Origin of the sequence: Ketogulonicigenium robustum (assembly GCF_002117445.1) — a bacterium.
GTDB classification, from domain to species: domain Bacteria; phylum Pseudomonadota; class Alphaproteobacteria; order Rhodobacterales; family Rhodobacteraceae; genus Ketogulonicigenium; species Ketogulonicigenium robustum.
In genome coordinates, this window is sequence record NZ_CP019937.1 from 886,412 (window position 1) to 908,178 (window position 21,767).

The 21,767-nt window shown below is 64.4% G+C and carries 31 protein-coding genes; 25 read left to right on the forward strand and 6 right to left on the reverse strand.

Features of this window, described 5'->3' with window-relative positions; genetic code table 11:
- The first annotated feature begins 5 nt into the window (after positions 1–5).
- On the forward strand, positions 6–203 hold the full coding sequence (locus BVG79_RS04475; protein WP_085785828.1) for a hypothetical protein: 198 nt from the start codon (positions 6–8) through the stop codon (positions 201–203).
- On the opposite strand, the gene BVG79_RS04480 is transcribed toward BVG79_RS04475, so the two are convergent.
- Positions 200–784 (reverse strand): histidine phosphotransferase family protein, encoded by a 585-nt coding sequence (locus BVG79_RS04480; RefSeq protein WP_085785829.1) that lies wholly within the window; start codon positions 782–784, stop codon positions 200–202. The genes BVG79_RS04475 and BVG79_RS04480 overlap by 4 nt on opposite strands.
- A gap of 63 nt (positions 785–847) precedes the next feature.
- Here BVG79_RS04480 and BVG79_RS04485 point away from each other — a divergent pair, with 63 nt between their 5' ends.
- Together BVG79_RS04485 and tig are read left to right on the forward strand one after the other, a co-directional pair.
- Positions 848–1,027: a DUF3553 domain-containing protein gene (locus tag BVG79_RS04485; RefSeq protein WP_085785830.1), complete on the forward strand. Its 180-nt coding sequence runs from the start codon at positions 848–850 to the stop codon at positions 1,025–1,027.
- A gap of 207 nt (positions 1,028–1,234) precedes the next feature.
- On the forward strand, positions 1,235–2,566 hold the full coding sequence (gene tig, locus BVG79_RS04490) for a trigger factor (protein WP_085787249.1): 1,332 nt from the start codon (positions 1,235–1,237) through the stop codon (positions 2,564–2,566).
- 81 nt (positions 2,567–2,647) lie between these two features.
- On the opposite strand, the gene BVG79_RS04495 is transcribed toward tig, so the two are convergent.
- Entirely contained in the window at positions 2,648–4,609 is a 1,962-nt protein-coding gene (locus BVG79_RS04495) for a bifunctional 2',3'-cyclic-nucleotide 2'-phosphodiesterase/3'-nucleotidase (RefSeq protein ID WP_085785831.1), read from the reverse strand.
- A gap of 237 nt (positions 4,610–4,846) precedes the next feature.
- Between BVG79_RS04495 and BVG79_RS04500 the strand changes: the two genes are divergently transcribed.
- Complete coding sequence (locus tag BVG79_RS04500; RefSeq protein WP_236951420.1) at positions 4,847–5,239, forward strand: pore-forming ESAT-6 family protein; 393 nt, start codon at positions 4,847–4,849, stop codon at positions 5,237–5,239.
- Positions 5,240–5,318: 79 nt separating this feature from the next.
- On the opposite strand, the gene rplI is transcribed toward BVG79_RS04500, so the two are convergent.
- The 4 genes from rplI to BVG79_RS04520 all read right to left on the reverse strand — a co-directional run bounded on the left by rplI (position 5,319) and on the right by BVG79_RS04520 (position 7,006).
- Complete coding sequence (gene rplI, locus BVG79_RS04505; RefSeq protein WP_085785833.1) at positions 5,319–5,894, reverse strand: 50S ribosomal protein L9; 576 nt, start codon at positions 5,892–5,894, stop codon at positions 5,319–5,321.
- Between the two features lie 12 nt (positions 5,895–5,906).
- Positions 5,907–6,134: a 30S ribosomal protein S18 gene (gene rpsR / locus BVG79_RS04510; protein ID WP_014537607.1), complete on the reverse strand. Its 228-nt coding sequence runs from the start codon at positions 6,132–6,134 to the stop codon at positions 5,907–5,909.
- A gap of 25 nt (positions 6,135–6,159) precedes the next feature.
- On the reverse strand, positions 6,160–6,546 hold the full coding sequence (gene rpsF / locus BVG79_RS04515; RefSeq protein WP_085785834.1) for a 30S ribosomal protein S6: 387 nt from the start codon (positions 6,544–6,546) through the stop codon (positions 6,160–6,162).
- A 142-nt stretch (positions 6,547–6,688) separates the two neighbouring features.
- Positions 6,689–7,006, reverse strand: coding sequence for a DMT family transporter (locus BVG79_RS04520; RefSeq protein WP_085785835.1), 318 nt, complete (start codon positions 7,004–7,006; stop codon positions 6,689–6,691).
- 160 nt (positions 7,007–7,166) lie between these two features.
- Between BVG79_RS04520 and fabD the strand changes: the two genes are divergently transcribed.
- From fabD to BVG79_RS04625, 21 genes are all read left to right on the forward strand, one after another.
- Entirely contained in the window at positions 7,167–8,102 is a 936-nt protein-coding gene (gene fabD, locus BVG79_RS04525; RefSeq protein ID WP_085785836.1) for an ACP S-malonyltransferase, read from the forward strand.
- 10 nt (positions 8,103–8,112) lie between these two features.
- Positions 8,113–8,850, forward strand: a complete 738-nt coding sequence (gene fabG / locus BVG79_RS04530) for a 3-oxoacyl-[acyl-carrier-protein] reductase (protein WP_085785837.1) — start codon at positions 8,113–8,115, stop codon at positions 8,848–8,850.
- Between the two features lie 216 nt (positions 8,851–9,066).
- Complete coding sequence (locus BVG79_RS04535; protein ID WP_013383938.1) at positions 9,067–9,300, forward strand: acyl carrier protein; 234 nt, start codon at positions 9,067–9,069, stop codon at positions 9,298–9,300.
- A gap of 294 nt (positions 9,301–9,594) precedes the next feature.
- Complete coding sequence (gene fabF / locus BVG79_RS04540) at positions 9,595–10,854, forward strand: beta-ketoacyl-ACP synthase II (protein WP_085785838.1); 1,260 nt, start codon at positions 9,595–9,597, stop codon at positions 10,852–10,854.
- Complete coding sequence (gene mltG / locus BVG79_RS04545) at positions 10,854–11,993, forward strand: endolytic transglycosylase MltG (protein ID WP_085785839.1); 1,140 nt, start codon at positions 10,854–10,856, stop codon at positions 11,991–11,993. The genes fabF and mltG overlap by 1 nt, the downstream gene beginning before the upstream one ends.
- Positions 11,994–12,183: 190 nt before the next feature.
- On the forward strand, positions 12,184–12,522 hold the full coding sequence (locus BVG79_RS04550; RefSeq protein ID WP_085785840.1) for a hypothetical protein: 339 nt from the start codon (positions 12,184–12,186) through the stop codon (positions 12,520–12,522).
- Entirely contained in the window at positions 12,470–13,804 is a 1,335-nt protein-coding gene (locus tag BVG79_RS04555; RefSeq protein ID WP_085785841.1) for a DNA-packaging protein, read from the forward strand. Before BVG79_RS04550 ends, BVG79_RS04555 begins: the two co-directional genes overlap by 53 nt.
- A gap of 89 nt (positions 13,805–13,893) precedes the next feature.
- Positions 13,894–15,075 carry a phage portal protein gene (locus BVG79_RS04560; RefSeq protein ID WP_085785842.1) on the forward strand — a complete coding sequence of 394 codons (1,182 nt, stop codon included), beginning with the start codon at positions 13,894–13,896 and terminating at the stop codon, positions 15,073–15,075.
- A complete protein-coding gene (locus BVG79_RS04565) occupies positions 15,062–15,280 on the forward strand; it encodes a GTA head formation protein, RCAP_rcc01685 family (protein ID WP_085787250.1) in 219 nt (72 codons plus the stop codon). The genes BVG79_RS04560 and BVG79_RS04565 overlap by 14 nt, the downstream gene beginning before the upstream one ends.
- Positions 15,281–15,292: 12 nt before the next feature.
- Positions 15,293–15,814: an HK97 family phage prohead protease gene (locus BVG79_RS04570; protein ID WP_085785843.1), complete on the forward strand. Its 522-nt coding sequence runs from the start codon at positions 15,293–15,295 to the stop codon at positions 15,812–15,814.
- Between the two features lie 12 nt (positions 15,815–15,826).
- Entirely contained in the window at positions 15,827–16,969 is a 1,143-nt protein-coding gene (locus BVG79_RS04575; RefSeq protein WP_085785844.1) for a phage major capsid protein, read from the forward strand.
- 70 nt (positions 16,970–17,039) lie between these two features.
- A complete protein-coding gene (locus tag BVG79_RS04580) occupies positions 17,040–17,582 on the forward strand; it encodes a head-tail connector protein (RefSeq protein WP_085785845.1) in 543 nt (180 codons plus the stop codon).
- Positions 17,579–17,911: a head-tail adaptor protein gene (locus BVG79_RS04585; protein WP_085785846.1), complete on the forward strand. Its 333-nt coding sequence runs from the start codon at positions 17,579–17,581 to the stop codon at positions 17,909–17,911. The genes BVG79_RS04580 and BVG79_RS04585 overlap by 4 nt, the downstream gene beginning before the upstream one ends.
- Positions 17,908–18,297: a DUF3168 domain-containing protein gene (locus tag BVG79_RS04590; protein ID WP_085785847.1), complete on the forward strand. Its 390-nt coding sequence runs from the start codon at positions 17,908–17,910 to the stop codon at positions 18,295–18,297. The genes BVG79_RS04585 and BVG79_RS04590 overlap by 4 nt, the downstream gene beginning before the upstream one ends.
- An 11-nt stretch (positions 18,298–18,308) precedes the next feature.
- Entirely contained in the window at positions 18,309–18,725 is a 417-nt protein-coding gene (locus BVG79_RS04595) for a phage major tail protein, TP901-1 family (protein WP_085785848.1), read from the forward strand.
- Entirely contained in the window at positions 18,722–19,051 is a 330-nt protein-coding gene (locus tag BVG79_RS04600) for a gene transfer agent family protein (RefSeq protein WP_085785849.1), read from the forward strand. The genes BVG79_RS04595 and BVG79_RS04600 overlap by 4 nt, the downstream gene beginning before the upstream one ends.
- The gene (locus BVG79_RS04605) at positions 19,051–19,251 is read left to right on the forward strand and encodes a rcc01693 family protein (RefSeq protein ID WP_085785850.1); all 201 of its coding nucleotides are present in this window, start codon (positions 19,051–19,053) and stop codon (positions 19,249–19,251) included. Before BVG79_RS04600 ends, BVG79_RS04605 begins: the two co-directional genes overlap by 1 nt.
- Positions 19,244–19,861 carry a phage tail tape measure protein gene (locus tag BVG79_RS04610; RefSeq protein ID WP_085785851.1) on the forward strand — a complete coding sequence of 206 codons (618 nt, stop codon included), beginning with the start codon at positions 19,244–19,246 and terminating at the stop codon, positions 19,859–19,861. Before BVG79_RS04605 ends, BVG79_RS04610 begins: the two co-directional genes overlap by 8 nt.
- 8 nt (positions 19,862–19,869) lie before the next feature.
- Complete coding sequence (locus BVG79_RS04615; protein ID WP_085785852.1) at positions 19,870–20,502, forward strand: DUF2460 domain-containing protein; 633 nt, start codon at positions 19,870–19,872, stop codon at positions 20,500–20,502.
- Positions 20,499–21,344 carry a DUF2163 domain-containing protein gene (locus BVG79_RS04620; protein WP_085785853.1) on the forward strand — a complete coding sequence of 282 codons (846 nt, stop codon included), beginning with the start codon at positions 20,499–20,501 and terminating at the stop codon, positions 21,342–21,344. The genes BVG79_RS04615 and BVG79_RS04620 overlap by 4 nt, the downstream gene beginning before the upstream one ends.
- Complete coding sequence (locus BVG79_RS04625; protein ID WP_085785854.1) at positions 21,341–21,766, forward strand: C40 family peptidase; 426 nt, start codon at positions 21,341–21,343, stop codon at positions 21,764–21,766. Before BVG79_RS04620 ends, BVG79_RS04625 begins: the two co-directional genes overlap by 4 nt.
- Position 21,767: the final 1 nt, after the last annotated feature.

Consider the following 21,767-nt stretch of genomic DNA (forward strand, 5'->3'; position numbering starts at 1 on the left):
GACCGATGGCACAGGGGTATAAAACAGGCGCGTTGGCCGCGTTGAAATCCACCATCCAGACCGCGCGGGCATGGGTCGAGGCACGCAGCCTGCCCACCTTGCACGCAATCGACCCGATGATCGGGTGGGGCGGCTGCGTCGACACGCTGGCCTTGGCCCACACCCGTTACGTGGCGATCCCCGTCGTCGTCACCAAACGCTAGACCTGCAGGTCTAGCGTCGTCGCGGTGTTGGTGATCATCAATGTGCGTCCGATGGCTGTGGTCGCCGTGGGCACCAACAGGAACTGAACCTGCGCGGGTTCAATCGGCTCGCGCGGAGACAACCCCGTAGCGCAGGCCCAAAGGTTGGCGTTGAAGCGCACTTCGCGCCCCGTCGCGCGCACGGCCCACCCGCCGCCTGTGCGAGGCGTAAAGCTGACTTCGCCGCCATAGGGCAGGCTGCTATCGCAGCACAGCGCCAGCAAAGCCAAAACCTTTGCCTCGTTACGCGGCAGGGGCTTCGTGCCGGCGTGCGTGTATTTGCTGCGCCCGCCTGCTGCCAGCCCTGCCAGAATGCCCGTCCAATCGCGTACGGAAATCTCGCCACTTCCCGCAGGGCCGAATGCGATGCGCAGCATCTGCAGCCGCGCGGTTGCGCTTTTCACGCTATCGCTGATCAGGTCCAACTCGGGCGAGGGGGATACGAGGCCCAGCAACTCGACCCCGTTGCTGATGGCGCCCAAGGGGTTGAACAGGTCGTGGCTGATGCGCGATGTAATAAGCGCTGTCAGATCGGCTTGCATGGCAATGCACCTTTCGGGCTGGAACTGGGTTAGGGGCGCCGCGTGGCGCCGGAAAGGCGGACTATGGCCGATTTGAACGCAATGCTGGCACCCGGAATGATCGTGCGCCACCCCGACCACCCTGAATGGGGCGATGGCCAAGTGCAATCGAACATTGGCGGCAAAATCACCGTGAATTTCCGCGAAACGGGCAAACAGGTCATCGACGGCGCGCGGATCTTTCTGGTGCTGGTGTCATTCTGATACGGCCTGCACCGGCGGGAGCCGATCAAGCTTGCGGTGATTGTGGCATTTACTGCCTAACAAGTTCTTAACGGGGGGCAAGCGGGCGCACAAACACGATTGTCTGCTTGCCTTGAGCGGTGAAATTCTTTATCCGCCGCAGGGAATATGGCCAGCCGGGCTCTCTGGCACTGGCCGGCTATGGATCGAAAGCTGAAGGACGGAAAAATGCAGGTCACCGAGACCCTCAACGAAGGACTGAAGCGCGGCTACGCCATCACGGTGACCGCTGCAGAACTGGACGCGAAGGTCCGCGAGAAGCTGGAAGAAGCCGCCCCCGAGATCGAGATGAAGGGCTTCCGTAAGGGTAAGGTGCCCTTCGCGCTGCTGAAAAAGCAGTTCGGCCCGCGCCTGCTGGGCGAAGCCATGCAAGAGGCCGTCGATGGCGCGATCAACAGCCATCTGGAAGCCTCGGGCGACCGCCCCGCGATGCAACCCGAAGTGAAAATGACCAATGAAAATTGGGAAGAAGGTCAAGACGTCGAAGTGTCGATGACCTATGAAAAGCTGCCGCAAGTGCCGGAAGTCGACCTGTCGGGCGTTGAAATCACCCGTCTGACCGTCAAAGCCGACGAGGCGTCGATCGAAGAAGCGCTGACCAACCTGGCCGAGACGTCGAAGCAATTCGAAGACCGCCGCAAGGGGTCGAAGGCCAAAGACGGCGACCAAGTCGTGATCGACTTCGTCGGCAAGGTCGATGGCGAAGCTTTTGAAGGCGGTTCGGCTGAAGACTACCCGCTGGTTCTGGGCTCGAACTCGTTCATCCCCGGCTTCGAAGAAGGTCTGGTCGGCGTGAAGGTTGACGACGTCAAAGACGTCGAAGTGACCTTCCCCGAAAACTACGGCGCGGCCCATCTGGCTGGCAAAGCCGCTGTTTTCACCTGCACCGTCAAAGCCGTGAAAGAGCCGAAAGCCGCCGAGCTGAACGACGAGCTGGCCAAGCAATTCGGTGCCGAAGATCTGGCCGGTCTGAAGACGCAAATCGCGACTTCGCTGGAAGGTGAGTTCGCTGGTGCCGCCCGTGCAGTTGCCAAGCGCGCCCTGCTGGACAAGCTGGACACGCTGGTCTCGTTCGAGCTGCCCGAGTCGCTGGTCGAAGCTGAAGCTGGCCAAATCGCGCACCAGCTGTACCACGAAGAGCACCCCGACGATCACAACCACAGCCACGGCGCCATCGAGACCACCGACGAGCACCGCAAGCTGGCTGTGCGCCGCGTGAAGCTGGGCCTGCTGCTGGCCGAGCTGGGGCAGAAGAACGAGATCAAGGTCACTGATTCCGAGCTGACCCAAGCGATCCTGAACCAAGCCCGTCAATACCGCGGTCAAGAGCGTCAGTTCTTTGAATTCGTGCAACAGAACGCTGCTGCCCGTCAGCAGATCCAAGCACCGATCTTCGAAGACAAAGTCGTCGACTTCATCTTCAGCCAAGTCAAGGTTGACGAAAAAGACGCGACCAAGGACGAGCTGCAAGCCGCTGTCGAGGCACTGGACGTCGAATAATCGACCCCAACGCTTGAATTAAATTGGGCCACCCGGGAGGGTGGCCCTTTTTGTTACAGCGCGTCTTTTAAGCCGCGTCTTTTACAGTGCGATGCGGAACAGCGCGAAGCCGTTTTCACCGTCGCCGACATGTTCTATGGCAATCGTCTGCACCTGATCGACATAGTCGACGGCTTTGGGGCCGGTCTCGAATGTCACGGTCGTATCGGGCAGGGGGGCGAAGCTCCAATTCCCGTCAGCGGTCGGGTTGATGGTGCCTTCCTCGACAATATAGCGCACCAGCGCATCGCGGTTGGTATCGGGCGCAATCAACACCCGCGTGCTGCCATCGGCACCGGGGAAGCTGCCGCCGCCGCCCGCGCGGTAGTTGTTGGTCGCGATGACGAACTTTTGGTCAGCCGTCACGGGGGCGCCGTTATATTGCAGGTTGATGATGCGGTTGGCATCGGGGTTTGCAACTGTCCCGTCGGTTTCGAACATCGCGGGCTGTGTCAGGTCGATCTGATAGGTTACCCCGTCGATCACGTCGAAGTTGTAGCTGGGGAAGGTGGGGTTCAGCAGCGGCGCGTCCTGCGCACCTGCTTCGATCTGGTTGAACATGCCTGCCGAACGTTCCAGCCAGTTTTTCAACTGTGTCCCATCCACCAGAACGGCCTGCACCGTGTTCGGGTAGAGGTAGAGGTCGGCGACGTTCTTGATCGCGATATCGCCTGCGGGCACGTCGGTATAATAGTCCGGCCCGCTGCGCCCGCCGGCCTTGAAGGGCGCGGCGGCGGACAAAAGCGGCAGCGACTCGTACTCGGTACCCTGCAGCAGTTGCGCGACATACCAAAGCTGCGCCTGTGATACGATCTGCACCGAGGGGTCATCCGCGACCAAGGCGAAGTAGCTGTAAAGCGGTGCGCTGGTCTGCCCGACGGCGCGGCGCACATAGGCGAGCGTGGCGTCGTGTTCAGTTTGCGCTGCGGCCTGGACGACGGCGACGTCGCCGACGGTCGGAACAACCTTATTGTCGGCATCGCGGATCCAGATCGGGCGGGCCTCGACGCTGGCACCGGCGATTTTCCATGCGGTGCCGTCGTGTTCCAGCATCAGATCGACCAGCCCCATATGGCTGCCCCAGAACCCCGGCATCACGGCGGGCTTGCCGCTGACAGTCCCTGCGACGGTATCAACGCCCTCGGTCCCCTCGTAATCGGTGCCGGGGAAAACGCGGTGGGCGTGGCCCATCAACACCACATCAATGCCCGGCGTGGCTGCCAGCGGGATTGCAGCGTTTTCTTGGTCTGCGACGGCCTCGGCCTCGCCAATGCCCGAATGGCACAGGGCGATGATGACATCCGCACCTTCGGCCTTCATTTGCGGCACATAGGCCGCGGCGGCTTCGACAATTTCGCGCACGACGACTTTGCCTTCCAGATGCGCACGGTCCCATGCGGCGATCTGCGGCGGGACAAAGCCGATGACACCCAGCTTGATCGGCTTCACCGACCCATCACCCAACGTAATCTCGCGATCGAGTATCACGTAGGGGGCGATCAGGGTCTCGTCTTGCAGCGGGGTTGCGCCCAGCTTGACGGCGACGTTCGCGCAGACCAGCGGGAAGGCCGCGCCTTCCAGCGCATTGGCCAAGAAGGGCAGGCCGTAGTTGAATTCATGGTTGCCCAGCGTTCCGCAGGCATAGTCCAACGTGTTCATAGCGTTGATGACGGGGTGGGTCTGGCCGGGCTCCATCCCGCGTTCATAGGCGATGTAGTCGCCCATCGGGTTGCCCTGCAGCAAATCGCCATTGTCGAACAGGATGCTGTTGGTTGCCTCGGAACGAATCCCTTCGATCAGGCTGGCCGTGCGCGACAGGCCCAGCGTGTCGACGGGGCGGTCGGCGTAATAGTCATAGGGGAAGACGTGGACATGCAGGTCGGTCGTCTCCATGATGCGCAAGTGGGCCTGATTACTGGCCGCCCGCAGCGAATAGGGGTGCAAAGTCGCCATAGCGGCGCCTGACGCGGCCAGAAAATGGCGACGGGAAAGATGAATGGGCATCGAAGCCTCCGAAGTGGTGGGATGTGTCCTAGCTTGGCGCCGGGTGTCACAATCTGATGACAGGATGCGCCGGATCGCAACTTTACCTTGCGGTAAAAATTCAGCCGGCGGAATTTTTCCCATCAACTGCACAGACTTTGGCCGAAAGGCGCCGCTTTTATGCTGCTTTTATTAACAATTTGGCGGCGCACAGGAAGTTGAACTACCTTTTCCGTGTTCACTAGAGGAGTAGAAACAGTGTTCAACATTCGTACTGCTGTTGTTGCTGCCGTTGCCTGCATGGGCGCCACCGCAGCTTTCGCCCAAGCCCCCGCCATGCCGACGCAAGATGACATGATCGCCGCGTCGAAGAACCAGCTTGGCATTCTGGAATACTGCCAAGGCAAGGGCTTTGTCGAACAGGATGTGGTTGATATTCAAAACCGCCTGATGGCTGCGCTGCCCCCGTCGGAAACCCCCGACGTTGCCGAGGCTGCCTACCAACAAGGCCTGGAAGGCAAGGTTTCGGCCATGGGCACCGAGGTGAGCATCGCCGATGCTGCGACCGCGCAGGGCACCACCGAAGAGGCTTTCTGTGGTCAGATCAGCGATCTGGTCAAGCAACTGGGCGCTTCGCTGCCGGCCCAATAAGGCTGCATCCAGCTTTAAGAGATTTAAAAAAGCCGGGCCCCGCGAGGGGCCCGGCCTTTTTGTGCCGCAAGCGGCGATCTTATTCTTCGTCTTCGTCCACAGCGCCGCCGAGGTCGTCGAACAGCTCGGCGATCTCGAATTCGGCCGCAGCTTCGGCTTCAGCAGCCAATTCGCGGATCGACTTGCCCGAGGCTTGCAGTTCAGCTTCTTCAGCCGAACGTGCGACGTTCACCGAAACGGTGACTTCAACTTCGGGGTGCAGACGCACGGTCACATCGTGAACGCCCAAGTCCTTGATCGGTGCGATCAGGGCAACTTGGTGACGGTCAACGGTGAAGCCGGCAGCAGTTGCAGCTTCCGCGATGTCGCGGCCAGCGACCGAACCGTAAAGAACGCCACCGTCCGAAGCCGAACGGATGACGACAAAGCTTTGGCCGGCCAGCGTTTCGCCAACGGCTTCGGCTTCTTTGCGGGTCTCGAGGTTACGCGCCTCGAGTTGAGCTTTTTGCGATTCGAACTTGGCGATGTTCGCCTCGGTCGCGCGCAGTGCCTTGCCTTGCGGCAGCAGGTAGTTACGGCCGTAACCGTCCTTGACCTTTACCACTTGGCCCATCTGGCCAAGCTTGGCAACGCGTTCCAGCAGGATGACTTCCATCGGGAATGCTCCTTATTTCACTGCGTAGGGCAGCAGCGCCAGGAAGCGCGCGCGCTTGATGGCTTGGGCCAGCTTGCGCTGGTTTTTCGCCGAAACGGCGGTGATGCGGGCGGGAACGATCTTGCCGCGCTCGGAAATGTAGCGCTGCAGAAGACGGGTGTCTTTGTAATCGATAACCGGTGCGCCTTCACCCTCGAACGGGTCGGACTTGCGGCGGCGGAAGAAAGGCTTGGTTGCCATGTGCGTTATTCCTTATGACCTGAGATCAACGACGCTCGCGGCGTTCGCCGCGCTCGGGACGGTCGCCACGCTCGCCGCGGTCACGCTCGTCACGCTTTTGCATCTGAACCGAGGGGCCTTCCTCGTGGGCGTCGACCTTGATGGTCAGAACGCGCATGACGTCGTCATGCAGGCGGGCCAGACGTTCCATTTCCAGCACGGCAGCCGCGGGGGCGTTGGTGCGCAGGAAGGCGTAGTGGCCTTTGCGGTTCTTGTTGATCTTGTAGGCCATCGTCTTGACGCCCCAGTATTCCGACATGACCACGGCGCCGCCGTTGTCAGCCAGAACGGCCGAGAAGTGTTCGATGAGGCCTTCGGCCTGCGCGTTGGACAGATCCTGACGCGCGATCAATACATGCTCATACAGGGGCATGTTTTCTCCATGTGTCATGCGCATTTCAACGGGGCGGCTTACTTTCCGCACCAACCCCACGAGAGACTGCGCCGTTCATATCTATGGCGGAAAGATGGTGCCTTATACAGTTTGCGCCCCGTTAGGCAAGGGGCACAGGCTGTTATTTGGTCGCCAGCTTCATCAGAATCAGGCCCGACAGCAGCAGCAGGGCAGCAACAACGCGCAATGGCGTAAGCGCCTCGCCCAGAAAGGTCACGCCGATGACGAAAGCACCCAACGCGCCGATGCCCGTCCAGATCATGTAGGCGGTACCTAACGGCAGCGTCTTCATGGCGATCGACAGCAGCGCAAAGCTGCAAACCATCGTGACAAGGGTGATGCTGGTATAAAGCGGCTTGGTGAAGCCATCCGACAGCTTCATCGTGTAGGCCCAGATGATTTCGAACCCGCCGGCCAAGATCAGATAAACCCAAGGCATTTCAAATACTCTCGCTAAACCGGGTCGTCCTGGCGGGATCATTAAAATGCGGGTCGTCCCACATAGCTTATATTGGCACGCCACTTTGCGTTTGCAAGGCAGTAGTTGAGAAATCCCGCCGCTTTGACTAGGTAGACCCAAACATAACGAGGAGAGAGCCATGCGCGCATTCGTATTTCCCGGGCAGGGGTCGCAAGCCATAGGCATGGGCAAGGCCTTGGCCGACGCCTATCCCGCCGCGCGGGCCGTGTTCGAAGAAGTCGACGCGGCGCTGGGTGAAAACCTGTCGGGTCTGATCTGGGACGGCGACATCGACACGCTGACCCTGACGCGCAACGCGCAGCCTGCGCTGATGGCAACCTCGATCGCGGCGCTGCGCGCGCTAGAGGCCGAAGGCGTCACATTGCAGGCCGCCGGTTTTGTCGCAGGGCACAGCTTGGGTGAATATTCGGCGCTTTGTGCTGCTGGTGCGCTGGGGCTGGCCGACACCGCGCGCCTTCTGCGCACGCGCGGCGACGCGATGCAGGCCGCCGTGCCCGTGGGCGTAGGCGCCATGGCGGCCATTCTGGGGCTGGACTTTGCCACCGTCGCCGCCATCGCCGCCGAGGCGGGGCAGGGCGAAGTCGTGCAAGCGGCCAATGATAACGACCCGTCGCAGGTTGTGGTCTCGGGCCACAAAGCCGCGGTCGAGCGCGCCTGCGAGCTGGCTAAAGAAAAAGGCGCCAAGCGCGCGCTGATGCTGCCCGTCTCGGCGCCGTTCCACTCGGCCCTGATGCAACCCGCCGCCGATGTAATGCGCGACGCGCTGGCTGCCGTGACGATCAACACCCCCGTCGTGCCGGTGGTGGCAAACGTGATGGCCGAAGCCGTCAGCGACCCGGCGACGATTCGCGATCTGCTGGTGCAGCAGGTGACGGGCTCGGTCCGGTGGCGCGAATCCGTACAGTGGATGGCCGCGCAGGGCGTCACCGAGGCCTGGGAAATCGGCGCAGGCAAGGCGCTGTCCGGCATGATCCGCCGCATTGAAAAAACTATCGAGTGCCGCACCATCGGCACCCCTGAAGAAGCGGCCGCCGCTGCCGCAACGCTGTCCTGAGGAGAGAGACATGTTTGACCTAACCGGAAAGACCGCGCTGATCACCGGCGCATCGGGCGGCATCGGGGCTGCAATCGCGCGCACGCTGCACGGCGCGGGCGCAACCGTTGCCCTGTCCGGCACGCGCGAGGCGCCCCTGCAGGCGCTGGCCGAGGAGCTGGGCGAGCGGGCCTTCGTCGTCCCGTGCAACCTGTCCGACATGGAAGCTGTCGAAGCCCTGCCCAAAGCCGCCGCCGCCGCCATGGGCAGCGTCGATATTCTGGTGAACAACGCCGGCATCACGCGCGATAACCTGTTCATGCGCATGTCGGATTCCGAATGGGACGACGTGATCGCTGTCAACCTGACCTCGACCATGCGCCTCAGCCGCGGAGTGATCCGCGGGATGATGAAGGCGCGCTGGGGCCGCATCGTCAATATCTCGTCCATCGTGGGTGCGACGGGGAACCCTGGGCAGGCCAACTACGCCGCGTCCAAGGCCGGTATGGTCGGCATGTCCAAGGCGATCGCGCTGGAAGTCGCAAGCCGTGGCATCACCGTCAACTGCATCGCGCCCGGTTTTATCGCCACCGCGATGACCGACGCCTTGAACGAGGGGCAACAAACCGCCATCTTGGGGCAAGTTCCTGCTGGCCGCATGGGCAACCCCGATGAAATCGCCGCCGCGGTGCTGTATTTGGCCAGTAACGAGGCCGCCTATGTCACAGGCACCACGCTGCACGTGAACGGCGGAATGGCGATGATTTAAGGCCGAATTTGGCTTTTTGCGATGTGCTGGCCCATTGCGGAATTGTGAAAGCGTTTGCCTTCGGATAAATTCCTGCTATGAGCCAGCCGTGTTCTGGGCTGTTTGCGTTAGCAGCGGTTCCGGAAAGAAGGGCCCGGTGCCGGGCAGTTGAACCGCCCCTGTTCCGGGGGTATCGTCAAAGCGGGCACAAGCCCATAAAGACATGAGGACATATAGATGAGCGATGTCGCAGAGCGCGTGCGCAAGATCGTTGTAGAGCACTTGGGTGTGGAAGAAGACAAAGTAGTGGAAGCTGCTTCGTTCATCGACGATCTGGGCGCCGACAGCCTTGACACCGTTGAACTGGTGATGGCTTTCGAAGAAGAATTCGGCATCGAGATTCCCGATGACGCCGCTGAAACGATCCAAACGTTTGGCGATGCGGTGAAATTCATCTCCGAAGCTCAATAATCACGGATCATTCCGGATTTTGCGGCGCCTCCCGTTTACGGGTGGCGCCGTTTTCGTTTGCGGTTCCCCGCCGGTGGCGCGGGCCGCGCGCTTGACTTTCAGTCCCCCATCCAGAACGCTGCATCCCATGGAAACCGCACCGAGGAGGGCGCGCGCTGCCACAGATGGGGGAGTTTTCGTGCTAAATGGCGCCCCCATATCGTGAAAACCCGCCGGTATCACGGCACTAGGGTGTTGGCCTTGGCGCCATCGTGCAGTATCAGGGGCGCCAAATCTTCCGAGGAAGGGTAGAATATGCGTCGTGTCGTCGTAACCGGTCTTGGCCTTGTCACCCCGCTTGCCGATGGGGTCGAAGAAACGTGGTCGCGTTTGCTGGATGGCCAATCCGGGGCCGGAACCATCAAGCAGTTTGACGCCAGCCATCTGGCCACCACCTATGCCTGCGAGGTTCCGCTGGGCGACGGCACCGACGGCACCTTTAATGCCGACCGCTATATGGAGCCGAAAGACCAGCGCAAGGTCGATGATTTCATCATCTTCGGTGTTGCCGCCGCCCAACAGGCTGTCGAGGATTCGGGCTGGGTGCCCCAGACCGAGGAAGACCGTTTCCGCACCGGCGTGATGATCGGTTCTGGTATCGGCGGGTTGAAGTCGATTGCTGAAACCGCCGTCCTGATCAAAGAAAAAGGCCCGCGCCGCGTGTCGCCCTTCTTTATTCCGGGCGCGCTGATCAACCTGATCTCGGGTCAGGTCGCGATCAAACACGGATTTAAAGGCCCGAACCACGCCGTTGTCACCGCTTGCGCCACCGGCGCGCATGCCATCGGCGATGCGGCCCGCCTGATCAAATACGGCGATGCCGATGTGATGATCGCGGGCGGGGCCGAGGCCTCGATCTGCGAAATCGGCATTGCAGGCTTCAACGCGTGCAAGGCGCTGTCGACCAAAGCGGGCGATAATCCCAAGGCGGCATCGCGCCCCTATGACGCCGACCGCGACGGTTTCGTGATGGGCGAGGGCGCAGGCGTCGTCGTGCTGGAGGAGCTGGAACACGCCCTTGCGCGCGGCGCGAAAATCTATGCCGAAGTGCTGGGTTACGGCCTGTCGGGCGATGCCTACCACATCACCGCCCCGTCCGAAGACGGCGAAGGCGGCGCGCGCGCGATGGCCATGGCCATGCGCGATGCAGGCGTCACGGCTGCCGACATCGACTATGTGAACGCGCACGGCACATCGACCATGGCCGACACCATCGAACTGGGCGCGGTCGAGCGTCTGCTGGGCGATGCCGCGGCGAACGTGACGATGTCCTCGACCAAATCGGCCACCGGCCACCTGCTGGGCGCGGCTGGCGCGATCGAGGCGGTGTTCTCGATCCTCGCGATCCGCGACCAAGTGGCGCCGCCGACGATCAACCTCGACAACCCTGCCGTCGAGACCAAGATCGATCTGGCGCCGAACAAAAAGGTCGCGCGTAAAATCGACGTGGCGCTGTCGAACTCGTTCGGGTTCGGGGGCACGAACGCTAGCCTGATCGTGGGAAAATATAAGTAATGTGGAAGCATCTGGCGTCGAATTTCCTGACCTTTCTGGTCGTTGCGCTGTTTCTGGTGGCTGGTGTCATCACATGGGGCGTTCGGGAATATTCGGCGCCGGGCCCACTGTCCCAAGCGATCTGCCTGCGTGTCCCCGCCGGTGGCACGTTCGGGCGCACGGCGGATGATCTGCGGGCACAAGGCGCGATTTCCTCGCGCGAGGTGTTCTTGATCATGGCCGACTACCGGCAAAAGCGCACCCAACTGAAACAAGGCGCGTTCCTGATCGAGCCGGGCGCGACGATGGAAAGCATCACCGACACCATCACCCGCGGCGGCGCATCCACCTGCGGCGCACAGGTCGTCTATGTCGTCGGCGTCAACGATTTCAGTGCGCGCATCCGTCAGCTTGACCCCGACACCGGCCGCTATGGCGAAGTCGCACGTTTCGACCCCACCGCCGAGGGCGAGGCACCGCCCGAATACGCGACCGCGCTGGCCGAGTCGGACGTGCAGCTGGCCGTCCAAGTGGTCGAGGGTACGACCGTCTGGCAAGTCATCACCAGCCTGAACGCCATCGACACGCTGAACGGCGATGCCGCCATGCCGCCCGAAGGCATGCTGGCCCCCGATTCCTACGAATTCCGCCGTGGTACCGATACGCAGGCTTTGGTTCAGCAGATGCAGGACCGCCAGCAAAGCATCCTCGATGCCGCTTGGGCCGCGCGCGACGACAACCTTCCCGTCTCGACACCGGAACAGGCGCTGATCCTCGCCTCGATCATCGAGAAAGAAACCGGCGTCCCCGAAGAACGCCGCCAAGTCGCCAGCGTTTTCGTGAACCGCCTGCGGCAGGGGATGCGCCTGCAAACCGACCCGACCGTGATCTACGGCGTGACCGACGGGCGCGGCAATCTGGGGCGCGGCCTGCGCCGCAGCGAACTGGACGGGCCGACACCGTGGAACACTTACGTCATCACCGGCCTGCCGCCGACGCCGATCGCCAACCCCGGGCGCGCCAGCATCGAAGCCGCGCTGAACCCCGACGATACGCCCTACATCTTCTTCGTGGCGGACGGGTCGGGCGGGCATGCCTTTGCCGTCACGCTGGATGATCACAACCGCAACGTGGCGCGGTGGCGCGCGCTGGGGAACTGATCTGTAAATCATTGATAATTTGCTCTTAATGCGCCGCACGCGAACCCCGCTTGCGGCGCATTTCGTTGCCACCGCACGGTGCAACGGCTAGGTTTGGCACACTGGCAGAACTGTCGAAAGGCTCGTGGGGCGAAGGCCCCTGCGGGCCTTTTTGCGTTCTGCCCGCCCAACTGAACCCGAGGAGGAACACATGTCGCAGGTTTTAACCCAAACAGGCGATGACGAGGCCGCACGCCTGCAACGCGATCTGCGCGACGCGATGGTGCTGGTGCGGTCCGTGCGCACGTCGCTGGCCGACATGCTGGCCGAGCTCAGCGCCGGAAACCCGGGGCCATTGCGCGAAATCGCCCCCAAGCACAGCGAGTTGGAAAGCGCCCTGCGCCGCGCCTTTGAGACCGAGCAGAAGTTCAACGACTGGACCGCAAAATTCACCGGAGGCCAAGATGGCGAAACCCTCGATTACGACGCAATCCGTGATGAAATCAGCTGCCGGTTGGCTCGCCTCGGCCCCTGCTGCGACGCGGGCTGATTTCGTCGCAGCCTTATCCGAGGCCGAGGTCGCCGCGCTGCCGTGGTTGTTCGACTTTTGGGCGCTGCCGCACCAACTGCCGCCTGCGGGCGACTGGCGCACATGGGTGGTTATGGGCGGGCGCGGCGCGGGCAAGACGCGGGCAGGGGCCGAATGGGTGCGCGCCATGGTCGAGGGGGCGCGCCCCGCGTCCCCCGGCCGCGCGCGGCGCGTGGCGCTGGTGGCGCAAACCATCGATCAGGCGCGCGAGGTGATGGTCTTTGGCGACAGCGGCATCATGGCCTGCTGCCCCCCCGACCGGCGCCCGTCGTGGCTGGCGGGGCGCGGCGTGTTGCGCTGGCCGAACGGCGCCGAGGCAACCATCTTTTCCGCCCACGACCCCGAGGCCCTGCGAGGCCCGCAATTCGACGCGATCTGGGCGGACGAGGTCGCCAAATGGCGGCTGGCGCAAGAGGCATGGGACATGCTGATGATGGGCCTGCGGCTGGGCGACAGCCCGCGCGCCTGCGTGACGACCACACCGCGCGGTGGGGCGTTCCTGCGCGGGTTGCTGGCACAGGATAGCACCGTGATGACCCACGCCCCCACACGCGCGAACCGCGCCAACCTCGCCCCCGGTTTCGTCGAGGCCGTCGAGGAGCGCTACGCCGGCACGCATCTGGGCCGGCAAGAGATCGAGGGCCTGCTGGTCGAGGAAGCCGAAGGCTCGCTTTGGCCAGACCGGTTGATCCAGCTGGCCCGCACGCAAATCGCCCCTGCGCTGGACCGGATCGTAGTAGCAGTTGACCCGCCAGTGACCGGCCACGCGGGGTCGGACGCCTGCGGGATTATCGTTGCGGGCGTGCAGCGCCGCGCCGACGGGCCGCCGCACTTTTGGGTCATCGAGGACGCAACCGTTCAAGGCGCGTCGCCGAACACATGGGCCAAAGCCGCAATAGCCGCCTTTCACCGCCACGGCGCCGACCGGCTGGTCGCCGAGGTAAACCAAGGCGGCGCGCTGGTGGAAAGCGTGCTGCGGCAGGTTGACCCGAACATCCCGTATCGCGCTGTGCGGGCCACCACGGGCAAGGCGGCCCGCGCCGAACCTGTCTCGGCGCTGTACGAACAGGGCCGCGCCAGCCACGTCGCGGGCCTTGATCTGCTGGAAGCGCAAATGGCGCTGATGACGCTGCAGGGCTTCAAGGGGCGCGGATCACCCGACCGCGTCGACGCGCTGGTCTGGGCCGCGCACGAGCTAATTTTGGGACCGGTGGCGCAGCCCAAAATCCGCTCCCTGTTCTGATGCAACAGGCAACGCGCGGTGCTGCTGCCGCGCGTTAATCATTTGTTGGGAAAACGGCCTCGTTCGCAAAGACAGCAGCGGGGAAGCAGATGTTCGGGTTTGGCGAAAAGAAACAGCCGGTGTCGGTGCCCGAGGTGAAAGCCTCGGCCGCGGGCAGGGTGATTGCGTTCGGGGCGGCGGGCCGCACGGCCTTTGCCCCGCGCGAAGGGTCTGGTCTGGTGCGGGCGGGCTTTGGGGCGAACCCCATTGGCTTTCGCGCCGTCCGCCTGATCGCCGAGGCCGCCGCCGCGCTGCCCTTGATCTTGCAAGATCAGACCCGCCGCTACGACACGCACCCCGTGCTGGATCTGCTGGCCCGCCCCAACAGCGCGCAGGGCCAGCTCGAGTTGCTCGAGGCTGCCTATGCCCAGATCCTGCTGACCGGAAACGCTTATTTCGAGGCTGTCGCCCCCGAGGGCCTGCCGGTTGAGCTGCACGTGCTGCGATCCGACCGCATGTCGGTGGTGCCTGGCACTGATGGCTGGCCGGTCGCCTACGACTATGCCGTGGGCGGGCGCAAGCACCGCTTTGCCGTGGGCGAGGGCGCATCGCCCATCTGCCACATCCGCAGCTTTCACCCGCACGATGACCACTACGGCCTGTCGCCCCTGTCGCCCGCCGCTGCCGCGATCGAGGTGCACAATTCCGCCTCGCGCTGGTCGCGGGGCTTGCTGGAAAACGCTGCGCGGCCCTCGGGCGCGATCGTCTATCGCGGGGCCGACGGCAATGCCACGCTGTCGCCCGACCAGTTCGACCGGCTGGTGGCTGAAATGGAAAGCCAGCATCAGGGCGCGCGCAACGCGGGCCGACCCATGTTGCTGGAAGGCGGCCTCGACTGGAAACCGATGGGTTTTTCGCCCTCCGACATGGAATTTCTGCAAACGAAAGAGGCCGCCGCCCGCGAAATTGCCATCGCCTTTGGCGTGCCGCCCATGCTGCTGGGTATTCCGGGCGACGCCACCTACGCCAATTACCAAGAGGCAAACCGTGCCTTCTACCGCCTGACCGTACTGCCGCTGGCCGCGCGTGTCACCGGTGCGCTGGCCAATTGGCTCGAGGATTTCACCGGCGACTGGCTGGACCTGCGCCCCGACCCCGACCAGATCGCGGCCCTTTCGGTCGAGCGCGACGCCCTGTGGGCGCGTGTTGGCGGGGCGTCGTTCCTATCGGATGCCGAAAAGCGCGTTCTGTTGGGCCTGCCTGCGCTGGATGGCAGCGATGGCACCGCCTGAGCGCCCGTTCCTATGCGCCCCCGGCCTACGGATCGAGGCGCAAGAGCGGCTAGTCGCGCTGCAATTTCAACAACTTCAGCAACAGCTGGAACGCTTGGAAGCCCTGATCGAGCGGCTGGAAAAGCGGCTGTGGCTGACCGTCTACGGCGTTCTGGGCGCGATTTTGGCGCAGGCGTTCCAATCGTTCCTGCAAGTCGCGCCATAAAAGGGGGAAAAGGTGGATCTTGAATTCAAATATGCCGCGCTGACACCGCACAACACCGGTGACGGGTTGAAGGTGTCGGGCTACGCCTCGCTGTTCGGCGTGCGCGATCAGGGCGGCGATGTGCTGCAGCCGGGGGCTTTCGCCGCCTCGCTGGCGGCGCTGAAGACCCAAGGTAACAAGGTGCGTATGCTGTGGCAGCACGACCCGAACACGCCCATCGGCGTCTGGGACGACGTGTCTGAGGATGCCACCGGCCTGCACGTTTCAGGCCGCCTGCTGCCCGACGTGGCCAAAGCGCGCGAGGTTGCCGCGCTGCTGGCCGCCGGTGCCATCGACGGGCTGTCGATTGGCTACCGCACGCTGCGCGCCACCAAGGCGGCGGACGGCAGCCGCCTGCTGCACGAGGTCGCCCTGTGGGAAGTCTCGTTGGTCACATTCCCCATGCTGCAGCAGGCCCGCGTGACGCAAAAGGCCGACGACAGTCTGCTGTCCGCCCTGCGCCAAGCCCGCGCCACCCTTGCCAATTTCAACTGAGAGGAGCCCCGGATGGATCCGGTCCAATTATCGCAGATCACCAGTGAAATGGAAAACTTCCTTGGTGAATTCAGTGGCTTTGCAGCCGAAGTGAAACAACGACTTGAACAACAGGAAACCCGCATGACCCGTCTTGACCGCAAAGCCGCCGCCCACCGTCCCGTGCTGTCCCGCGCCGCCGATCTGGACGCCCCGCACCAAAAGGCGTTCGACGCCTACCTGCGCTCGGGCGACGACGATGGCCTGCGCAATCTGGAACTGGAAGGCAAGGCGATGAACACCGCCGTCGCGGCGGATGGCGGCTACCTCGTCTCACCCGAAACGGCGCTGACCATCCAGAATGTGCTGGGCGCTACCGCCTCCATCCGCGCCATCTCCAGCGTGGTGAATGTCGATGCCGCCAGCTACGACGTGCTGGTCGACCGCACCGAACCGGGCGCGGGCTGGGCGTCTGAAACTGGCACGGTCGCTGAATCCGGCACCCCCGTCATCGAGCGCGTCTCGATCCCGCTGCACGAATTGGCCGCGTTGCCCAAGGTCTCGCAGCGCTTGCTGGATGATAGCGCATTCGATCTGGAAGACTGGCTGGCCAACCGCATCGCGCAGAAATTCGCGCGGGCCGAAGCCGCCGCCTTCATCAACGGCGATGGCGTCGACAAGCCCAAGGGCTTCCTGACCGGCACCAAAGTCGCGAACACCGCGTGGGCATGGGGCAACCTCGGCTACATTGCAACCGGCGCGACCGATACGCTGCCTGCGGATTCCATCGTCGATCTGGTCTATGCCTTGGGCGCCGAATACCGCGCGGGCGCCAGCTTCGTGATGAATTCGAAAACCACCGGCGTGCTGCGCAAACTGAAGGATGCGGACGGCCGCTTCCTGTGGTCGGACGGCCTTGCAGCGGGTGAACCCGCGCGCCTGATGGGCTACCCCGTCCTGATCGCCGAAGACATGCCCGACATCGCCGCCAATGCCTATGCGGTCGCCTTTGGTAACTTCCAGTCCGGCTACACCATCGCCGAACGCGCCGACCTGCGCGTCTTGCGCGACCCGTTCTCGGCCAAGCCGCACGTGTTGTTCTACGCGACCAAACGCGTCGGCGGCGCGGTCACCGATTTCGCCGCGATCAAGCTGCTGAAATTCGCCGCGTCCTAAGGCGCGATGCGATCCGGCGGGGCGTGTCCCCCGCCACTTTCCCAGATTTTGACAAAAGGGCAGCGCCGCGATGATGCTGGTTGAGGAAACGACGGTGGCAGATGCCGCCCTGCCGGTAGCGGCGCTGGGCGACTTTCTGCGCCTGGGTACGGGTTTTGACACCGATAACATGCAAGAGGGCCTGCTGCGTGCCTTCCTGCGCGCGGCCCTGGCCGCAGTCGAAGGGCGCATCGGCAAAATCCTGATCGCCCGCACCTTCCGCGAGGATCTGGCCCCGCCTGCCGCGCTGTCGGCCCTGCCGCTGCGCGAGGTCATCGCGGTCACCGCCAATGGCGCACCCGTCGATTGGCAGGTGCAGCAGGGCCTGCGCCCGCGCGTCACACTGCGCGGCTGGCAGACGGACCAGCAGCTGAGCGTGCGCTATATCGCAGGCATGGCCGCCGATTGGGAAACCTTGCCCGCCGACATCCAACAAGCCGTGCTGATGCTGGCCGCGCATTACTACGAATACCGCGAAGACCCCGACCTCGACGGCGCGTGCATGCCCTTCGGCGTCTCGGCCCTGACCGAGCGCTACCGTACGGTGCGCCTTGGCTTTGGGGGCGCACAATGACCCGCTTGCGCCTGAACCGCGCCCTCATCCTGCAACGCCCCGAGCGCGACAGCGACGGGGCAGGCGGCTACACCGAAGGGTGGCAGACGCTGGGCACCTTGTGGGCCGCGATCACCCCCGCAACAGGGCGCGAGGCTGCCGCCTTCGGTGCCGCCTTGGCCCGCGTGCCCGTGCGCATCACCCTGCGCGCCGCCTCCATAGGCGACCCGCGCCGCCCGGTCGCAGGCCACCGCTTCCGCGAAGGGGCGCGCAGCTACCTGATCTTGGCGGTGCAAGACAGCCCCCAGCGCCGCCTGACCTGCATCGCCGAAGAGGAACTGGTCCGATGAGCTATACCCTCAGCCTTGCGCTGCAACAGGCCCTTTTCACCCGCCTGACCACCACCGACGGCCTGTCGCTGCCCGTGCACGACGCGCTGCCCAGCGGCACCGTGCCCCCCCTTTACATCGCCATCGGCCCCGAGGACGTCGAAAGCCTCGCCACCCCCGATGGGCCGATCACCCTGCATCAGGTCAAAATCAGCGTCATCGCCACCGGCGGCGGCTTCGGCACCGCCAAGGGCATCGCCGCGCAAATCATCACCGCCCTGACCGCGCCGTTGGAATTGCCCGCAGGCCACGCCAGCGCCCCGCTGTTTCAAGCCGCCACCGCCAAATCCACCACCGGTGCCGACCGCCGCATCGACCTGACCTTCCGCATCCGCCTCGAACCTTGAAAGGGACTGAAATGACCGCACAAAACGGCAAGGATCTGTTGATCAAAATCGACATGACGGGCGATGGCCTGTTTGAAACCGTGGCCGGCCTGCGCGCCTCGCGCATCAGCTTCAACGCCGAAACGGTCGATGTCACCAGCCTCGAAAGCCAAGGCGGCTGGCGCGAGCTGCTGGCTGGCGCGGGCGTCCGCTCGGCTGCCGTCTCGGGCTCGGGCGTGTTCCGCGACGCTGACACCGACGAACGCATGCGCGCGCTGTTCTTCGCGGGCGATGTGCCGACCTTCCGCATCATTATCCCGCACTTCGGTGCCATCAGCGGCCGCTTCCAGATCACCGCGCTGGAATACGCGGGCAGCTACAACGGCGAGGCCACCTACGAAGTCTCGCTCGCCTCGGCAGGGTCCCTCAGCTTCGAGGCCGAAGTATGAACCCCGCAAACCCCCACGCGGGCGAGGTGATCATCCCCATCGACGGCGTGCCCCATGTGGGCCGCCTGACGCTGGGCGCGCTGGCCATGCTGGAAGCCGAGCTGAACACAGGCACCCTGACCGACCTTGTCGCGCGGTTCGAAGGCGGGGCCGTCAAATCCGCCGATGTCATGGCGCTGGTCGTCGCAGGCCTGCGCGGCGGCGGCTGGACGGGCACCGCCGCAACCTTGCTGGCCGCCGACATCGCGGGCGGCCCGCTAGGCGCGGCGCGTATCGCAGGCCAACTGCTGGCGCGCGCGTTTTCCACATCCGACGGGGCACAGTGATGGACTGGCCGGGCCTTCTGCGGCTGGGCTTGCAGCGCCTGCACCTGCGCCCGGCCGAATTCTGGGCGCTGACCCCGATCGAACTGATGCTGATGCTCGGCCTTGCGGGCGCAGCCGCACCCATGGCGCGCGCCCGCCTGGCCGAACTCGCCCGCGCCTATCCCGACACCCGCCCCCCACACGAGGCCCCCGATGAGTGACCTGACACCCACCACCGCCGAGCTGCAGCAACTGCACAGCATGACCCAGGCCCTGAACGCGGGCCTGCGCGACATGCGCGGCACCATGGCAAACACCAACCGCGAGGTCGCAGGCCTAGAACGCGGCCTGTCCAGCGGGCTGCGCAAGGCGTTCGACGGGCTGATCTTCGATGGTGACCGGCTGGGCTCGGTGCTGGGCACCATCAGCACCAGCATCCAAAACGCCGTCTACAGCGCAGCGGTCAAACCCGTGACCAACCACCTGACCGATTACCTGATCAACGGCCTGCATGGCGCAACCCCCTTCGCCAACGGTGGCGCTTTCACTCAAGGGCGCGTCATGCCGTTCGCCAAAGGCGGCGTCGTCACCGCGCCCACAACCTTCCCCATGCGCGGCGGCACCGGCCTGATGGGCGAGGCTGGCCCCGAAGCCATCATGCCCCTGACACGCGGTGCCGACGGCCGCCTTGGCGTCGCCACACAGGGCGGGGCAGGCGTCAACCTGACGATGAACATCCAAACCCCCGACGCAACCGCGTTCCAGCGCTCGCAAAGCCAGATCGGCGCGCAGATCTCGCGCCTCGTCGCGCGCGGCCAACGCAACCGATAGGACACTCCATGGCCTTCCACGACATCCGCTTCCCCGCCGCCATCAGCTTTGAATCGCTGGGCGGCCCCGTGCGCCGCACCGAAATCGTCACGCTCGCGAATGGGTACGAGGAACGCAACACCGCCTGGGCCCACTCGCGCCGCCGCTATGACGCGGGCGTCGGGCTGCGCTCGCTCGACGACGTCGCCGCCCTGATGGCCTTCTTCGAGGCGCGCGGCGGCCAACTGCACGCCTTCCGCTGGAAAGACTGGTCGGATTTCAAATCCTGCCTTCCCTCCGAAACAACCGGCCCGACCGATCAAACCCTTGGCTACGGCGATGGCACCACAACCACGTGGCCGCTGATCAAACGCTATGTCTCAGGCGATTTCGCATACGCGCGGCCCATCACCAAACCCGTGGCCCATACCGTCACGGTCGCGGTGGCCGCCCAACCGCTGGACGCAGGGCACGACTACACCCTGAACCCCGATACCGGCACCATCACCTTCACCGCCGCCCCCGCCATCGGGGCCGAAATCACCGCAGGCTACGAATTCGACGTGCCCGTCCGATTTGAGAGCGACGCGATCCAAATGTCGGTCTCGTCCTTCCGCGCGGGCCAAATCCCCTCCGTCCCGCTGATCGAGGTGCGCCTATGACTGACCTGTCCACCACCCGCTGCACCGCGTGGGCCATCACCCGCGCCGATGGAACCACGCTGGGCTTCACCGACCACGACGCCGACCTGACCTTCGCGGGGCTCACCTTCCGCGCCGCCAGCGGCATGACGGCCAGCACGCTGGCGCAGGGCAGCGGCCTCTCGGTCGATAACGCCGAAGGCTTCGGCACCCTGACCGCCGACGCCATGCGCGAGGCCGACATTCGCGCAGGCCATTTCGACGGGGCCGACGTGAAAATCTGGCAGGTCAACTGGCAGGCCCCCGCCGTCCGCCAGCAAATCTTCCACGGCACCTTGGGCGAAATCACGCTGGAAGGCGGCGCATGGCGTGCTGAACTGCGCGGCGCGGCCGAGGCTCTCTCGCGGCCGCTCGGCCGCAGCTATCAACGCGGCTGCGCGGCGGTGCTGGGCGATGCGGCCTGCGGGTTTGACCTCTCAACCCCCGGCTTCACCGCCGATACAACCCTGCGCAGCGCCACCGAAACGCGCCTCACCCTCCCCGCGATCGACGCCGCCCCGCGCTGGTTCGAACGGGGGCAGGTGCAAATCCTCTCGGGCGCCGCCGCAGGGCTGACGGCCACCATCAAAACCGACGAGGCCGCAGGCGACACCCGCATCCTCACCCTCTGGTCGCCGCTGGCCATCACCCCCGAGCCGGACGCCCAAATCCGCCTGCTGCCGGGGTGCGACAAACGCATGGCCACCTGCCGCGCTAAATTCGGCAACCTGCCAAACTACCGCGGCTTCCCCCACATCCCCGGCGAGGATTGGCTGCGTGCCATCCCCAAATCCGGCGCATCCGGTGAAAGCCTGTTCCAATGACAAACCCGATCCCCGCTGCCCGCCGCTGGCTCGGCACCCCCTTCGTCCCGCGCGCCAGCTGCCGCGGGGCGGGGGCCGATTGCTTGGGGCTGATCCGCGGCCTCTGGCGCGACCTACACGGGGCTGAGCCATGGCCCATCCCCGCCTATGGCCCCGATTGGCCTCGCGCGCTGGGCGATAATGCGCTGCAAATAGCCCTGCAAAAACACCTGCCTAGCCTCGCCGCGCCGCGCACGGGGGCGGTGCTGCTGTTTCGGCTGCGGGCAGGGCAGACGCCTGCCCACCTCGGCCTGTGCACCGGTACGCATTTCATCCACGCCCACCACACCAGCGGCACTATCGAAAGCCCGCTGTCGACCCCGTGGCGGCACCGTATCGCCGGTGCCTTCGCCCTGATCCCAAAACCCCAGCAGGAGGCCTGAC

Bases quoted from the DNA above. Each gene is read 5' to 3' on its own strand.
- BVG79_RS04625 (WP_085785854.1), top strand. From the start codon at position 21,341: ATGACAAACCCGATCCCCGCTGCCCGCCGCTGGCTCGGCACCCCCTTC.
- BVG79_RS04565 (WP_085787250.1), top strand. From the start codon at position 15,062: ATGGCACCGCCTGAGCGCCCGTTCCTATGCGCCCCCGGCCTACGGATC.
- BVG79_RS04550 (WP_085785840.1), top strand. From the start codon at position 12,184: ATGTCGCAGGTTTTAACCCAAACAGGCGATGACGAGGCCGCACGCCTG.
- fabF (WP_085785838.1), top strand. From the start codon at position 9,595: ATGCGTCGTGTCGTCGTAACCGGTCTTGGCCTTGTCACCCCGCTTGCC.
- BVG79_RS04535 (WP_013383938.1), top strand. From the start codon at position 9,067: ATGAGCGATGTCGCAGAGCGCGTGCGCAAGATCGTTGTAGAGCACTTG.
- BVG79_RS04560 (WP_085785842.1), top strand. From the start codon at position 13,894: ATGTTCGGGTTTGGCGAAAAGAAACAGCCGGTGTCGGTGCCCGAGGTG.
- BVG79_RS04615 (WP_085785852.1), top strand. From the start codon at position 19,870: ATGGCCTTCCACGACATCCGCTTCCCCGCCGCCATCAGCTTTGAATCG.
- BVG79_RS04485 (WP_085785830.1), top strand. From the start codon at position 848: ATGGCCGATTTGAACGCAATGCTGGCACCCGGAATGATCGTGCGCCAC.
- rpsF (WP_085785834.1), bottom strand. From the start codon at position 6,546: ATGCCCCTGTATGAGCATGTATTGATCGCGCGTCAGGATCTGTCCAAC.
- BVG79_RS04520 (WP_085785835.1), bottom strand. From the start codon at position 7,006: ATGCCTTGGGTTTATCTGATCTTGGCCGGCGGGTTCGAAATCATCTGG.
- BVG79_RS04475 (WP_085785828.1), top strand. From the start codon at position 6: ATGGCACAGGGGTATAAAACAGGCGCGTTGGCCGCGTTGAAATCCACC.
- BVG79_RS04480 (WP_085785829.1), bottom strand. From the start codon at position 784: ATGCAAGCCGATCTGACAGCGCTTATTACATCGCGCATCAGCCACGAC.
- BVG79_RS04585 (WP_085785846.1), top strand. From the start codon at position 17,579: ATGACCCGCTTGCGCCTGAACCGCGCCCTCATCCTGCAACGCCCCGAG.
- BVG79_RS04605 (WP_085785850.1), top strand. From the start codon at position 19,051: ATGGACTGGCCGGGCCTTCTGCGGCTGGGCTTGCAGCGCCTGCACCTG.
- BVG79_RS04600 (WP_085785849.1), top strand. From the start codon at position 18,722: ATGAACCCCGCAAACCCCCACGCGGGCGAGGTGATCATCCCCATCGAC.
- mltG (WP_085785839.1), top strand. From the start codon at position 10,854: ATGTGGAAGCATCTGGCGTCGAATTTCCTGACCTTTCTGGTCGTTGCG.
- BVG79_RS04575 (WP_085785844.1), top strand. From the start codon at position 15,827: ATGGATCCGGTCCAATTATCGCAGATCACCAGTGAAATGGAAAACTTC.
- BVG79_RS04620 (WP_085785853.1), top strand. From the start codon at position 20,499: ATGACTGACCTGTCCACCACCCGCTGCACCGCGTGGGCCATCACCCGC.
- tig (WP_085787249.1), top strand. From the start codon at position 1,235: ATGCAGGTCACCGAGACCCTCAACGAAGGACTGAAGCGCGGCTACGCC.
- rplI (WP_085785833.1), bottom strand. From the start codon at position 5,894: ATGGAAGTCATCCTGCTGGAACGCGTTGCCAAGCTTGGCCAGATGGGC.
- BVG79_RS04610 (WP_085785851.1), top strand. From the start codon at position 19,244: ATGAGTGACCTGACACCCACCACCGCCGAGCTGCAGCAACTGCACAGC.
- BVG79_RS04595 (WP_085785848.1), top strand. From the start codon at position 18,309: ATGACCGCACAAAACGGCAAGGATCTGTTGATCAAAATCGACATGACG.
- BVG79_RS04590 (WP_085785847.1), top strand. From the start codon at position 17,908: ATGAGCTATACCCTCAGCCTTGCGCTGCAACAGGCCCTTTTCACCCGC.
- rpsR (WP_014537607.1), bottom strand. From the start codon at position 6,134: ATGGCAACCAAGCCTTTCTTCCGCCGCCGCAAGTCCGACCCGTTCGAG.
- BVG79_RS04555 (WP_085785841.1), top strand. From the start codon at position 12,470: ATGAAATCAGCTGCCGGTTGGCTCGCCTCGGCCCCTGCTGCGACGCGG.
- fabD (WP_085785836.1), top strand. From the start codon at position 7,167: ATGCGCGCATTCGTATTTCCCGGGCAGGGGTCGCAAGCCATAGGCATG.
- BVG79_RS04495 (WP_085785831.1), bottom strand. From the start codon at position 4,609: ATGCCCATTCATCTTTCCCGTCGCCATTTTCTGGCCGCGTCAGGCGCC.
- BVG79_RS04580 (WP_085785845.1), top strand. From the start codon at position 17,040: ATGATGCTGGTTGAGGAAACGACGGTGGCAGATGCCGCCCTGCCGGTA.
- fabG (WP_085785837.1), top strand. From the start codon at position 8,113: ATGTTTGACCTAACCGGAAAGACCGCGCTGATCACCGGCGCATCGGGC.